Origin of the sequence: Vibrio penaeicida, from assembly GCF_030689305.1 — a bacterium.
Taxonomy (GTDB): Bacteria; Pseudomonadota; Gammaproteobacteria; order Enterobacterales; family Vibrionaceae; genus Vibrio; species Vibrio penaeicida_B.
In genome coordinates this window covers 265,161-280,103 of the sequence record NZ_JAUYVM010000007.1, presented here as the reverse complement: position 1 = coordinate 280,103, position 14,943 = coordinate 265,161, and the positions used below count along the sequence as shown (strand labels likewise).

Sequence of the window (14,943 nt, the reverse complement as noted above, 5' to 3'; positions counted from 1 at the left end):
CTTATTTTTTACGTGTGAAATGAGAGTAAGGATAGAGGTCGAAGCGGAGAACACAACCAATGATCTATCTGCACCTAACTCAACGTCTTTCATGTGATTCTGTTGGTCAAGTGCAGACAGATAATCTGCTTCTATATCGCCGAAACCGTGCTCTTTGATTCAGCTAAAGCTTTGGACAGTAAGTCGCAGATAGAATCGCGCATCGAAAGACACTGAGATTCATGATGTAGGAAGAAATGATCGCCAGGCAAGATTTTCTGGCTAAAATCAGCGCCAGCAACATCCTTCCAATTTTTGAGCGATTCAATGGGTACTTCCGGATCATCTGTTGAACCGAACACCTGCATTCCACACTTCATAGAACCAAGTGGAGGGAGTAACGAACCTCGCTCGCTAAGTTCAAAGTCCGCACGAATAATCGGTAGGACCATGTTCATAAATTCCCTGTTTTCCAACAATTCTGGTGGCGCGCCATTAAGCGAACGCACCTCTTCAATTAACGCTTCATCACTGAGATGTGCCCTCAACGGAGCTGGGTCTGCACAAGTTGGAGCATGTCTTCCTGATGGGAAAAATCCAAGTAACGGGTGTTCGCTTTCTATGATGTGAGCAATGCGATAGCCCAAAGCTGCCCCAAGGCTATGCCCAAAAATAGCCCACGGTCGTTCAATGCGTTCAGCCAATTCATCGGCTAATTGTATGCTGAGTTCAGTTGGGCATGTCATCAATGAAGAGTTCAGGCGCGAACCACGTCCTGGCAATTCAACAGGTCTGACTGAGATCCAGTCGGGAAACATAGCGTCCCACTTACTGAATACAGCGGAGCTGCCGCCGGCATAGGGTAAGCAAAACAAATCAATTTCCGGATTGGTTTTGACGTCCGGAAAGGGTAAACAGGTCATGGATTCACCTTTGTACTGTGCTCACTACGAGCAATTTCAATAGCACGCCAAACGGCGCTCAATGTTGGATTTTCAAATAGAGTTGCCAAGGGTAAGCTTATGTCGAACTTGAGTTTGATCTCTCTGATCAATTGAACCCCCAGCATGGATGTTCCGCCTTCTAGGAAGAAGTTCGCCTCAGTGTTACAGGGCTTAGAACCTAAAATTTCTGCCCAGAGGGCTGCGAGCGGAGCAAAGTCTTCATCATCTAGAGTCGCACTCTCGGTGCACGTTTCACTGCAGTTTGTCGTCGATGTCAGTGCTTGCTCTGCCAATTTTCGTAATGCGGCTTGGTCGCGTTTTCCATTCACATTCAATGGCATCGCATCGATTCGGAACACGTGGCTCGGCACCATATAAGCTGGTAACTCACCACGTAAGGTATGGCGTATTTCCTCAGCATCAAAACCATCTCCCGTGCACTGTGCCACCAGCACAGGTTGGTCATTATTACTTTGAACCACCATCACTACAGCACTCTTGATTGGAGCTTTGGCAAGCAGGTGAGATTCCACATCGCCAGCTTCTATTCGATGCCCGCGGAGCTTAAGTTGAAAATCCAATCGCCCAAGAAACTCTATCGAGCCATCATCGCGCAATCTTCCAAGATCGCCAGTTGAATAGAGTCGTCGGCCACTTTTATGCGTAATAAAGCTGGATTCAGTGCGCTGGGCATCATAGTAATAACCATCAGCGAGCCCCAGCCCTTCAATATAGATTTGCCCCACAACCCAAGGTAAGCAAGGAGTACCATCCTTATCGAGCACATGTAACTGTTGACCCGCAAGACCATAACCATAGGGAATAGAGCGCCAATCATCCCTGATTTCTGTAACAGAAAAATAGTTTGACCATATGGATGCTTCAGTCGCGCCACCGAGAGAGTAAAAGTGCGTTTTCGGCAGATAATTCAATATTTGCTTCGCAAGAGGCATTGGGATCCAGTCACCACTCAGCATGATAACTTTAAGGCTGGTTAACGCTTCCTGACTGAACTCTGTTCCTTGTAAGAACGCCATTTCGAGTAACGCGGGGACGGAGTTCCAAACGGTAACTCCGTTTCGCTTACACTGCTCAAGTATGAGCATCGGATCTGGAACTTCCGCATCGGGAGGAATGACGATAGATGCTCCTGTAATGAGCGTACCCCAAATATCGTACACACTGAGGTCAAAGTTCAGCGCAGACAGTGCCAATACCTTATCTTCCGAATGGATGGAAAAGCGGCGGTTAATCTCATAGAGGGTGTTTAAAACCGCGCCATGAGAAGTGGCAACTCCCTTCGGCTGACCAGTAGAACCGGATGTGTAAATGACATAAGCCAACGCTTCTTTAGAGCTTATATTCGGCTTCTCAAGTTCAGGATGATCGAGCAAGTCATCAACACTCAAATCACTGGTTTGTTCTCCTATAATGAATTGAAGACCACTCTGCTCAATGATCGCCTTCCGACGGGCATCTGGTAAGCGAATGTCCATCGGCAACCATGCTCCTCCAGCGAGTACAATACCAATGACACTGATGATTTGTTGAGAACTTTTGGGCAAGGAAACCCCCACTAGGTCACCTTGCTTTACCCCCGATAAAACCAAGCCTTGAGCAACCGATAGAGCTTTTTCCGCCAGCTCTCGATAGGTCATTTCACGCCCTTGCGAATCAATCAGCGCGACAGCGTTACTCGATCGCTGAACCTGATTCAAAAACGCCTGCCCCAAGTTACTTTCTGCAGAAACCTCTGGCAGCTCAACTAAAGGTTTTAGGTCGATCTCCTTAAGAGCGGCTGGATTGACACTTAGCCAAGCTTGTTCGTTATTGAGCAATTCCGACAGCGCCCATTCAAAACGTTCGAATAGCGCCTCTGGTAACCCTTTTTCAAATACGCCGTCTACGTAATCCCAGTAGTACAAAAGACCATCCTGATCTTCGACAACTTGATGGTCCAGCCAAACTTGTGGTGTGCGAAGTTCACTGGATATTGGACGGAACATCTCCTTCAATTTGTTCGGCATGCCTTCAGCGGCTTGTTGCGATATCCCACTCGTAAAGACAAAAGGCACCGCAGGCTGGTTTGGGTCGCGGGTTTGTTGTAATCGCCTTAATAGAGAAACTCCAGACAATGACGCGTGCGGCAACCGCTCAGCAAACATGGCTTGAACGGCTTTCGCCTGTTCGATGAAATGCCCCTGACCGTCACTGGTCATCAAAATCGTATTACTGTGGTTTCCGACGACCAAGCCCATTTCTGCATGATCAAAGGGACGAAAGTTAGTCAGCATGTTGATAACGAAACGCTCGTCTTGGGACCACAATCGGAGCACAGAAGCATAGAGCGCGAACATGACAGCGTTCGGGGTCGTACCGTGCGCTTGTGCCTTTTTCTTGATTTGAGTCCAATTCTCAAGCCCCAAACTGCCGCCCAACCGAACAAATTTCGATTGTTTAGGCATTTCTCCTCTCATTGGCAACTGTGGTGCTTCGGGCAAGGATTCCAACGCCTTAGACCAATATGACTCTGCCTCCGTTGTGTCTAGCGCGCGTAACGCCAGCACATAGTCGCGGTAGCTAAGCTGAGGTTTCGTGAGTAAGGGTTGACCAGACAACGCAGACAATAAGTCGTGAAAGAGCCGCGCAAGCGAAGGACCGTCCATAACGATCAATCGCACGGCAAATATTAATCTATCACCTTCTGGCAAATGTAAGAGTGCGGCTGCCATGGGTGGACCATCTTGCAATGATGGCAACACTTGCTCGGGAAAATTGTCTGCAAGCTCAACACACTTAGCCTCGGCATCTTCCTGACTCATCGACCTAAGTGAATGACATTGAAGATGGATTGGCAGCTCACCGACTGGCATGATCTGCTGAGTACCGTCTTCTTTAAAACGTGTACGGAGAACTTCGTGCGCACTTTGCAACTGATGCAGCGTAGACTGAACACGCTTCTCCGACAGATCTTTAAACTCTACATGGTGGACGTAGCACGCAATTGCCGACTGGACATACCCGCCATGCTCTCCGACCCAATAAGCTTGTTGCAAATCCGTTAATGGAAATGGTTCATAGCGTTCCTGAGGATTTGAGGCTATTTGCGGTGCTTGTCTTCCAGAACTCAGCGCTGATATTAAGGCACTTTTATGCGCTTTCATCGCTTCAAGTAAATTGGAGTCCATAGCCCCTTTCGGGGCTTTAAAGCGTAATTGACCTTTCTCTACCCAAAGTCGGATTTGACGCTTTTGAGCCTCTTCGCGCAGCTCTTGAAGAGACTGCGCTTGGGGAGGCTGTTCTTGGGTAGACAGAGCTTGTAGAGACTGTTCTTGGTTGGATAGTGTTTTGAGTGTATCCATCAAATCACCCCTTCTTCGAATGCTTCTTCTTCAATATCGAGCTCTACAGGTAAATCCCCCATCAACACTGCCTGATCGCATAATCGGGGCGTTTTGACGAGCGTCGCCAAGTCCAGATAAATGCCGTGTTTGTCTTGCAATAAACCGCTAAGACGAGTCAACAATAAGCTATCTCCCCCTAACATGAAGAAGTTGGCGTCCGCCGTTTCTACAGGGATGTTAAGAGTGTCAGACCAAGCACTTGCCAACAAATGCTCCTGCTCTGTCGTCAGTGCCAAACCACCTGATTCAAGTGATTCATGGTGACTTGATGATTGGATTTCCGTTGCGAGTTTTTGGCGATCAACCTTACCGTTAAGCGTAAGTGGCAGTTCCAACAAATGATGCCAATGTGCAGGCTGCATATGTGCAGGCAACTGGTTCTTTAACAAGCTTTGGATTGATTGAATATCCAACGAACAGTCACTGCCGCTGTTTTGCCCAAGCAACACGTGATAGTTCATCGCTTCGGTGTCATGCCCCGCTTTAGGGAAGCACGTGGCTTTCGCAAAGCCAGCGCGATTCATGACTTGTTGCCAACTCGGTGCCGAAATCATAGGTAAGCAAGTTTCCAGCCTTTCATCAGCGTAATGCGTCAAACCTTCAACAAACCCTAGGCTTACCAGCTGGAAACGAGGGTTATTTGTTCCTTCGACAAGTAAGAGTGCACCATCGGGCTTGAGCAAGGCACGTAGACGTCGGCTCGCGGCATTCAGATCTTCGGCATCGTGCAATACGTTGGCACCGATGACGAGGTCATATTCACCATACTGATACCCCTGCAAACTTGGCTCTTCATTGATGTTATACAAGCCATAATTGAGCTGAGGGTATGCCTTAAAGACATCCGCGGCGTTATCCAAAAAGTAAGTGGATAAATCGGTAAAGTCATAGCTGAAATCGGAGCTAGGCATGTTGGCCAATATTTCGTGGGTCACGCTTCCGATACCTGCGCCAAACTCTAGAATACGCAACGGTCCTGAGCGATTGCTTAAAAAGCCTCCTGCGACTTTGCCTGCAACACGGTTGAAATGCGTGGAAACGGGGTTTTCTCGGTACCAACTTTCAGCAAAATCGGTTTTACCGTCCTCAAACATTAATTCCAGCGGGTTGAAACTTCCATCGAGCAGGGCGCCACTTCGTTCAATACAGCGCGATATTAGCGACCAAATACGTTGAGTATGCTCAGGTCCCGTCTCTGTGTGAGCAACAATCTTAGCAAATTGGCGATCATACTCTTCCGCGTCCTTAATGCGGTACGTCGCCTTGTACTCATCCTTTTCAAGGACAAGATAACCATCCTCTGTCAGTACGCGAACCCAGCTTTCGAAAAGCTTTTGGTAATGAGGGGAAACCTTTAGTGCATCCACAAGTGTTACAAACGAGGCTGTATCCCCCTCCGTTTTGAAGAAGCCTACAGCTTGGATCGTACGTAGCATTACCCATGTAGCCAACTGTTCCATGTCGGAATAATGTTCAGCGTAGTCGGCCAAATCAAAATTCTCTGGAAGGTGTTCAATCGCATTGTGTCCATCATCGGAGGCTTGACACCAATCTTCGTCAGCGACTGAACTTGCGACTTCGATTGATTTGACAAAACCGTGTAGCTGACGTGTCGGCTCACCCGCGTAAACAACAACCGCTTCACTAACCTGTGGATGTTGTTCAATCGCGGCTTCAATTTCTCCCGGCTCGACTCGTAAGCCATTAATTTTTATTTGGTTGTCTATACGACCAAGGATATCCAGTTGACCATCCGGTCTTAACACGCCCATATCACCGGTGTAGAACAGAGGTTCACCCGTTAGAGGATGTGGTCGATACTTTTCTGCAGTGCGTTCTGCATCTTTGAGATAACCCAATGAGCGAGCCATCCCTCCCATACAAATTTCGCCCACAACATTTGATGGACACTCAATTCCAGCCGAGTTGAGCAACACACACGTCTGATTTGGTAGAGGGCGTCCATATGGAATACGCGACGAATCCTCTTCGATATTTTGAATTCGGTAATGAGTGGACACGATAGCCGTTTCTGTTGGTCCTCCGATAGAGTGAATGTCGACCTCCGGCCAAACTTTTTGGATTCGACGAACTAACTCTACGGGAATCCAATCTCCTCCCATCATGATATGACGAGGTGAAGGTGGGACCGCATCTTGTTGTTCAATGGCGTCAAGCAGCATAGTGATGAACGCTGGCACAGCATTTAAAATGCTTGGCTTGTGTTCATGCATGAGCGATAGCCAATGCATGGCATCGTAGGCTCTGTCCCTTTCTGGTAGAACAACGGCACCACCACTCCCAAACATCGCAAACAAGTCAAACACCGACATATCGTGGTGGAAAGCACACATCGATAAGGTACGGTCATCAGGACCAAGGTCCAGAATATTCGCCAGTTGCTGCAACGTATTTAAAGGAGCTTCATGGTCCAGCATGACCCCTTTGGGAACCCCTGTACTGCCCGATGTGTAGATAATGTACGACAGCTGATCACTTGTTTGGCGTGCTATCGGTTTCTCGGTTGATTCATCTGTCAGATTCAATCGCTGTAGGTTGATCACAGGACAAGGCACCGACAACTCAATATCAGCCACAGTAAGAATCGCAAACGGTTCGAGATCAAGCAGGATCTGCTCTAGACGCTGATTATCAAAATCGGCGTTGATAGGCGTATAGCAACCACCAGCCGTTTGAATCGCCAGTGCGGTAATCACGGCTTCAACACTTTTTGGCATGACGACCGCGACAGGTTCCGACGCCGATAGACCTATATGGATAAGGTGGTTGGCAAGTTGATTGACTCTGGCTTGCACTTCTTGGTAACTGAGCGATGAATCATGGGTGAGTAATGCCGCTCTTTGAGCCACCTGCCCCGCACTTTTATGGAACGGTTCAGGCATGAGTGTTGGTAATTGAGTGTCGACCACTCGATTCAGCGAGCTAGAGATGGCTTTCGCCTGATCACTACGCAAATCAGGGACTTGTGCTGTCCAGAACTCTTCCTCTTTTGCTAGCTTGTCCAATATTGAAGTGTACGTTTCGAAGAGACCTTCAATCATTGACTTTTCAAAGAACTCATCGGCAATGAACCACTGTGTGAACAATGCCCCATTGGATTCCCTCGCCTGATAGTCTAACCACACTTGAGGCGTCTGGTTAACCTCGAAGATTTGATGGCGCTGTAATTCCCACCCAGGTTGAGATGGGTCATTAAAGTCCATGCCAATCATTGACGTAAATACAACGGGCATTTGAATCGCATCGGCACCTTCACCCATATGACGTCCCAAATCTCGCATCACGCGGATACCGTTGTAGTCGCGATGCTCAAGCGCTTTCCATAACGATTCTTGCGTGCGTTTGGCGGCGTCAATAAACGTTTCGGTGGCATCGACAGAAACGGGGAGCAACATCAACGAAGTGAAATCACCACATATATCCATAACTTGAGGATGCACATTCTTTCGGTTGAAGTACGTAATATTGAGTGTGAATTCAGAGCTTTTGGCGTAAGACGCGATGGCATACGTATACGCAGCCAGCATCGCTCCGCTTGGTGTTATCCCGAAATCACGCGCTCTTTGCTTGAAGACCTCCCAAGTATCACGTTCAAGTACGTGATCCAGTGTCCTAAACGACATCTGCTCGGAAGTGGATTCCTCACGAATCATTGGCAATTCTGGCGCAGGTGGAATGTCGTTCAGTTTATTTTGCCAATACTCTTTGGCGCTTAACCAGCGAGGTTCAACTTCGCGCGCCTTCTCTACCATGATGTAATCGCGGAAACTCAAGGTTAGCGGTTGGAACTCAATATCTGGATTCAACAAGAGCGTATCCAATTCACCAAAAATCACACGTAAGCTTTGGATATCGAACACCAATAGGTCCATATCCAAATGAACACGGATACCTCCATCCCATTTTGAAACACTTAGCTCAAACAGAGGCCATGTTTGTGGATTAAAAACCTGATAACTCATGCGTTGGCGCGTATTTGCCAAGTGGCTTTCTCGCTCCTCAACGGAAGCGTTACTCAAGTCTGTAACTCCAACTTGGTAGTGCGTTTGGTCGCTGTGCGGCAATATTCGTTGAAGACCGTCTCCAGTGATCACACAACGCATCATGTCATGTCGAGCGATCAGTCGATTCCAAGCGGTCTCTAATTTGTCTATATCCAACTCATCGAACTGAAGTTCCAGATATTCATGACAAGACACGCTGCCTAAGTTCAGATCATTACGACGCCCCAACCAAAAAGCTTGCTGCAAATCGGTTAAAGGGAAGGGTTCGTATGCTGCGGCAGGATCCGCAACAATGGTACTCTCGGCCCCGCTGGTGGTGCTTTGAGAGAATTCAATATCGTCTTTTTTAAGTTGTGACGCGATGTATTGGCTTAGTGCCGTTATCGTACCGTGCTCGTAGCCAGCAGTCGGTGGCAGATCCATACTGAAGGTTTTGTTGATCACCTGAACAATATCTAAAAAGATCAGTGAGTCCACACCTTGGCCAGTCAGCGAGCCATCGGGATCCAGTTGATCGGAACTGTATTGAAGCCGCTGACAAATCAATTGATGCAAAAATTCAGCAACCGTTTTTTTGGCTTCTTCAGTACTGAGATTGTCTAGGCTGATCAGGTTATTCCCATCCGTTGCCGCGGGTGCAGCTGCATCGGTTGATTCAATGGTAAAGATATCTTTGAGATATACAGATGTCGCCGGAAGTTTACTGACGACTTGCCCTAATACGTTGGCATCATAAAGAATAGGAGTAAGCCCCGACTCATTGTGCTGAATCAGTTGCTCCATCACGGAAAACGTCTGTTCTTTTGAGAGTGCTACCATGCCCGTGTCATTAACACTGGCGACGTATTGGGCGTCTCTTGATAGCTGTAACTGACTCCATGAGACTGTGAGAGCGGGCACACCCTGTTGGCGTAAATACGCTGCGTATGAATCCTGCCAAGCATTTGCCGTCGCGTAACCGCTGGTACCCGAAATAGCCATCATGCTACTTAATGACGTAAACATACAAAACAGTTCAAGAGGTTGATTCTCAAACACGCGGTGTAGGTTCATACTGCCGATAAGTTTGACAGGCAAAGAGCCCTCGAACGCACTGCTGTCGTCCAGAGGATGCAATTTATGCGTCCCCGCATGCGCGGTATGGAACACCCGACTTACAGTCACGTCCAATGTGTCGAACGCGGCGCTCAAGGCGTGCTCTTCCACAAGACTGGCTTGCAGTACATGCACCGTCACTTCTTGGCTTTTCAGGGATTGAACTAAGGCTTCCTGTTGCTCGTTTAAAGCCTGTCGCACAATAATAACAAGCTTATCGCAGCCTTTCTCAACCAACCATTCCGCAAGCCCAAGCCCCACAGCGCCCAAACCGGCTATCACCGTAAAGTGTTCACTGCGCCACTCAATAGCTTGTTGAGGTGTTCCCACCTCTTTGCTAACAACGTCTAAAGTGTAGAGCTGATTATTTTTCAAGCTCAAGATAGGGCTAGGCTCATCAAGGTTCGACAGTATGGACACCAATGCGCTATCCACTGTGCAATCATGAATATCCAAACAATGAAGAGCGAGCTGTGGCTTTTCGTTAGCTAAACTGCGATTTAAGTTTTGGAAAGGCCAAAGCAAGTTATCACTATGTGGGCTATTCCCAGCCCTTACTTTTTGAGCTGAACTTGATAGCAAGGTGATGATGCGGCACTTAGGGTGCTGTTCACCGTATTGCCCTAGCTGAACGAGTTGTTCTCTTGCAGCCGTCAGCGTTTGTGCTGATGCCTCTAACGCCCAGTCCAAAGTCAAAGATCGGGTATCCACTATCCGATCACACTCTTGCACACTCTGAACGGTGTCGTAAATGTCACATTGATGGCCTAAAGCACTTATCTCAACGTTTAAGCTGTCAGCCCATTTGTTGTTTCCGATGATCGCCCAACGAAGTTTAAGCTCATCATCAAATTCAGATTTTGGTGCGACATCGTTAGTAATGGGCTGCCATTGCCATCCCCAGAACTCCATGCTTTGGGCTGGCTCTTTTTCTTGTATCCCATAGCCACTGTGCTGCCTTGCCGCAGGATAATGGATCGGAGTGGATGCCCAACAATGCGTGTCCGAAAAGACCAACGGCGGCATTTCAGAGAATGGGACAGCTGCATTTTCGTAGTATGCTTCTAAAGGTTGCTCGTAACCCAAACTGAACAACTGCGCGACCAATTCGTGGCTATGCTCATAACCCACTTTGCCAACGACACACTCACTGTCAAAAACGTCAGAGTGTTTGAGTAGCGATAAGAAGCTGCCATCTGGGCTTATCTCAACCACAAGATCAGGCTCTTCCTTGGCAATGGATTCTAATGCTGGATGAAAGAGTACTGGGCTGCGCAATTGCTGAAACCAATAATCGAGCGTAAGGTCGCCGAACTGGACTTCTTCTCCAGTCAGTGTGGAGTACATGCAGACGTCACTCTCTTCTTCTGCAGTTGCTTCTTGCTGTAACGTAAACTGGAGAAAGTCGTCACGAATCGCTTCCATGGTGGAAGAATGGAATGCTCGATGCACGTCCAGTTCTTTGTAAGCAATCTGCGATGCATCCAAACTTTCAATCAGACGTGAAACATCGCTATCACGGCCGCTGAGAGTGAAACGGTCAGCGCTGTTGATAGAGGCAATAGAAATGGCTTCATGTGCACTTAACACTTCTTGCAACTGCGCTTCAGGCAACTTTATCGCTAACATTCGACCTTCATCGGTTTGCTCTTGCATCAATCGCGCTCGGTGCGCCACCAATCGAACAACAGACTCGACAGAAAAGTGTTCAGCCATGACACAAGCCGCAAACTCACCAATAGAATGCCCTGCAACAAAGTCCGGCTCTACCTCCCAATCAATCAGCAGTAGCCCCATCGCATACTGCCAAGCGAATAAAGCGGGTTGTGTATACAGTGTTTGATTGAGCTTTTCAGCGAGGTGGTCATCGAACATGACCTCTTTTAGGTTGGCAATACCTGCGTCGCTAAACAAGCGGTCGCAATCATCAATCGCGTCTCTGAATACGGCATACTTTTCATAAAATGCCTTTCCCATTCCCGGTTTTTGGCTGCCCTGCCCCGAGAAAACCCATGCGACTGTAGGGTTCGTTTTAACCGTTTGGACGGTGGCATTCTTCAGAGCTTTACGAAAATCTTTTTTGCTTTTTCCGTAAAGTGCAACTCTAGAGGGGTAATGGGTTCGCTTTAATGCAGCAGTCTTACATTGAGATGCAAGTTGATCGTTTTCAAGGCTAGAAACAAATTGGTTTGCCTGTTCAAGCACATTGCTTTCTTTATGGTTACTGACCGCCAGTATTTCAAATTCATCCGAGCTCGTGTCACTCACCACAGGTTCTTGCTTTGGTGGCTGTTCTACGATCATATGGCAATTGGTACCACCAATACCAAAAGAACTTACCGCTGCAATTCGAGACTGAAAACGGTTAGGCCAAACACTGCAGTCATGCGCTAAATAGAATGGGGTTGTATCAAACTGAATACGTGGATTTTCCGGTCTGCAATGTAGGCTTGGCAATATCAAACCGTCTCTTACTGACAAAATCGATTTGATCAGACTGGCGACCCCAGCAGCGGTATCGAGATGACCTACGTTACCTTTTACTGAGCCAATGGCGCAGTTTTGGTTGGGCACATCGAACGTGCTGTAAACTTCTGAAATGGCTTGGACTTCAATCGGATCACCAAGGGGAGTCCCTGTACCGTGCGCCTCCAGTAGACCGATTTCTTTTGGATCGACACCACTTTTTTTCAAAGCCATTTCTATGGCTTTTTTCTGTCCAGTCTTACCGGGTGCGGTATACCCCAGCTTGGCTTTTCCATCATTAGAAATCGCAGAGCCCTTTAGCACCGCGTGAATTTTATCGCCGTCTTTGATTGCATCATCCAAACGTTTGAGCGCGACAATACCTAAGCCATTACCAGCGACGATGCCTGTGCCCTCTTCGCTGAAAGGACGGCATTTCCCATCATTCGAAAATATCATGCCTTCCGATGCTCGGTACCCGACTCCTTGCGGGAACGAAATGGCTACCCCACCAGCAAAGGCACTGTCACATTCTCCACTGCGCAAAGACTGACAGGCTTGATGCACCGCGACCAGTGAAGTCGAGCAAGCCGATTGCACTGTCAGCGCTGGACCGTTTAAGTTAAGAAAATACGACGCTCTTGTGGCAAGGTAATCTTTGTCGTTACCCATCAATTGTTGGAAGGATTCAGACTCGGTTATTTGTTCAGGACGTATTGGTGAAAGAAAGGCTTGGTACGTACTCTGACGACACCCCGCAAAAATACCAATGTTATCTTCATCTCGCGTCAGGTTAGATACGTCTAACAACTTGCGGCATTCCGCCAAAAATAACCGGTGCTGAGGATCCATCAATGAAGCTTCTTTAGGCGAAAGAGAAAAGAAGCTGTAATCAAAGTTCGCGACATTCTCAATGAGCGTGCCGGCATTAATAAAATCATCATCTTCGAGCAGTGAAGGATCTATCCCTTCACGCTCTATTTCTTCAGGTGTTAACGGATGAATAGAATCGTGACCAAAAAGAAGGTTTTCTCTGAATGCTTTAACGCTGGGGGCATCAGGGAAACGACAAGTCATTCCAATCACAGCAATGGGCATATCGGGCTTCATTTTAATTACTCTCCGGAAGAAAATGTGATGTAGCCAAGTAGGTCACCGATTAATGCTGGTACTGGATTCCCATGTATTTCGATAGAAAATTTGGCTTTTGTGGTCAGTGAGTTATCTGGGTTCTTTACGATTTCCTTCAGAGTAAATACCCCTCTAACGCGACTATTGACCGGCACTGGGTTGATGAATCTGACATTATCGAAGCCATAAACCATGCCAGTGGCGTTACTAGGGAATTCAGGAAAACACTGCTCGCGGAAATGGCTAACGAGGCTAAGTGCCAACAAGCCATGAGCAATGGTGTCGCCGAATTGGGACTCTTGCTTTGCACGCTCTTGATCGACATGAAGCCAATATTCATCCAATGTGGTTTCGGCAAATTGATTGATCATTTCCTGCGTCACCGTCACCCAGTCAGAGGCATCCAGCTGAACGTCCACGATTTCTTCAAGCTCGCTGATAGCCGCCTCAACATCGGTCTTAGCGACTTTGGCTGTGCTTTTTGGAGTGGCACTTTTTCTTGTCTGCTCGAACGCTTTATTTGATTGCTCTGCATAGAGATCGCTAAGGACGGATGCAGCGCCTTCCATCAAAAACTTCCCAATCTCAGCGACACCGCGCTTTTGCCAACTTTCTAAAGAACTGCCTTTGACGATCTCATTGAATGCACCCATCGCAGGCCCACAGTGGATCTGGTAATCCCCTCGACCATTCTTTTTGCCCTCAAGTGCAACTCGCGTTGTGTGCACGAAGTACCACTTAAATACCAATGCCATTTTGGTTTTTGGATTGTTTGCAGCCGATTTTAGAACCTCGGGATTTGCTTTTTGGTAGTGGTTACTCGTCTCTTCCCAAATGTCCGAGATCGACTTGCCGAAATATTGCGTTTCAAGCTCATCGATAATACTAGGAGTTAAGGCATCAAGACTGTCGTATTGGGTATAAAGCTCATAAAGCCTATTCGCTCGTAGTGCAAACATGCTGCCTTTCTTGACCACTTGTACCTTAGCGCCCATTTCAAAAAGGTCACCCGAAGGGGCATAAGTTGTGTCTTGAACACTGAGCGCTTGTAAGATGTCTTTCACTTCGTAGCTGATATTGGCTTCAGCAGAGCATTGGTTAATCGAGCCCGTTACAACAAAGTCCGCTCCCATAGCAAAGGCACCCGCGATTGCATCTGGAGAACCAAGGCCTCCAGCGGAACCAACCAATATTTTTTCTGAGGCATTCCTTTTTGTGAGTGATGTTGCCAAAGATTTAATCGCAGGGAATTGCGCGAAGGATATGCCGCTGTCTGTGTGGCCAGCAGAATCAGATTCAACGCATATTGCACTGACAAGAGGAAGCGTTGCGGCTAACTCCGCTTCTTCACGGCTGATTAGCTTAGTTTCGACTAGGTTTGAAAGTACCGATTCAGGAACAGGCTCAATAAAGCTTCGAGCCACTTCGGATCTTGATAATTTAGCGATGACCCTATTTTTACGTATTACTCGACCATCAGTACCGCGTCTTAGCCCATTGAACGCGTATCGAACGAGTGCAGGAGAAAGCTCTACGTAGGAAGACGCTTCAACAACACGAACATCGTACTTAAGCAATAAATCAATCGTTTTATTTTCAAGCTCAGGGTTGTTATATGAAGGTAAGATATTTGCACCGTAAGGTTCAAACATAGAAAGAGAATTGGATATATAGTCTAAAGAACTCTCGATTTCCTCTAAGCGCATCCCCCCAGTACCCAGAAAACCTAGAAAACCAGAATTGGCCAGTGCTACGACCATCTCTTTACTGGCAATACCTTTGTACATGGAGCCACAATAATATGCATATTGTGTAGAAAAATATTCTTGGAACGCCGGATTACCAAGTGTTTCGGCAGTAATTTTCATTAATTAGATCCTTTAAAATTGCATATTATGT

4 protein-coding genes are annotated in these 14,943 nt (G+C 47.4%); all 4 read right to left on the bottom strand.

Annotated features, from left to right (window positions below):
- Nucleotides 1–131 precede the first annotated feature (131 nt).
- From Q8W40_RS13600 to Q8W40_RS13585, 4 genes are read right to left on the bottom strand one after another with little or no spacing between them, the layout of a single operon-like run.
- The gene (locus Q8W40_RS13600; protein ID WP_305397785.1) at nucleotides 132–902 is read right to left on the bottom strand and encodes a thioesterase II family protein; all 771 of its coding nucleotides are present in this window, start codon (nucleotides 900–902) and stop codon (nucleotides 132–134) included.
- Complete coding sequence (locus tag Q8W40_RS13595; RefSeq protein ID WP_305397784.1) at nucleotides 899–4,285, bottom strand: non-ribosomal peptide synthetase; 3,387 nt, start codon at nucleotides 4,283–4,285, stop codon at nucleotides 899–901. Before Q8W40_RS13595 ends, Q8W40_RS13600 begins: the two co-directional genes overlap by 4 nt.
- Nucleotides 4,285–13,023, bottom strand: coding sequence for a non-ribosomal peptide synthetase/type I polyketide synthase (locus Q8W40_RS13590; RefSeq protein WP_305397783.1), 8,739 nt, complete (start codon nucleotides 13,021–13,023; stop codon nucleotides 4,285–4,287). Before Q8W40_RS13590 ends, Q8W40_RS13595 begins: the two co-directional genes overlap by 1 nt.
- A 5-nt stretch (nucleotides 13,024–13,028) precedes the next feature.
- Nucleotides 13,029–14,912, bottom strand: a complete 1,884-nt coding sequence (locus tag Q8W40_RS13585) for a PfaD family polyunsaturated fatty acid/polyketide biosynthesis protein (RefSeq protein ID WP_305397781.1) — start codon at nucleotides 14,910–14,912, stop codon at nucleotides 13,029–13,031.
- Nucleotides 14,913–14,943 lie beyond the last annotated feature (31 nt).